Genomic DNA, 818 nt, shown 5'->3' on the forward strand with positions numbered 1-818 from the left:
TACAGCATTACTTCGAGCAGCTTTCCTACATTCAGCTCCCCTACGTATTCAGGACACACGCAACGAAATACCCGCCTTCCAGCCCCTGTTGGACACCATCGATCTCACCGACAGCGTGATCACCGCCGATGCCCTGCACACCCAGCACGCCCACGGCACTTACCTCCGCACCCGCGGCGCCCACTACATCGCCCAGGTCAAGGCCAACCACCCCGGCCTGTTCGACCGCGTCCGCCGCCTGCCCTGGCAGGAGATCACCCTCGACCATTACGAGCGCACCCGCGCCCACCACCGCAAGGAGATCCGGCGCCTCAAGACCGCCTCCTTCGCGCACATCGACTATCCCGACGCCCGCCAGGCCCTCCAGGTCGTGCGCTGGCGCAAGGACTTCACCAGCGGAAAGCTCACCATCGAGCGCGTCTACCTGATCACCAGCCTGCCGCCGGGAGCCGTGAGCGGCGCTCAGCTCGCCGCGTGGATCAGAGGGCACTGGAAGATCGAAAATCTTCTGCACCACGTCCGGGACCGCACCTTCCGCGAGGACGACTCCAAGATCCATATCGGCCGGCTCCCGCGCGTCATGGCCGGCCTGCGCAACCTCGCCATCGGCATCCACCGCCAGGATGGCCACACCAACATCGCCGCCGCGCTACGTCACGCCGCCCGCGACTGCCACCGCCCCCTGACTGCCCTCGGCCTCGCCGGATGAACCCGGACAGAACTGATCATGCAACGGACCCTGCTCGCGGACCTCTGAGCAATCGTCAATACCTGTGGATCAGCGGTTTCTCAGTTTCGAGAAGATCTGAGCCGGGTGA

Annotated in this window: 1 protein-coding gene; it reads left to right on the forward strand. The window is 65.0% G+C overall.

The genetic code is table 11. From position 1 onward, the window contains the following. The coding region (locus ACFPZI_RS33045; protein ID WP_461111235.1) for an ISAs1 family transposase at positions 1 to 709 on the forward strand (709 nt) is incomplete at its 5' end. Positions 710 to 818 lie beyond the last annotated feature (109 nt).

This window comes from Streptomyces chlorus (assembly GCF_042655885.1).
GTDB classification, from domain to species: Bacteria; Actinomycetota; Actinomycetes; order Streptomycetales; family Streptomycetaceae; genus Streptomyces; species Streptomyces chlorus.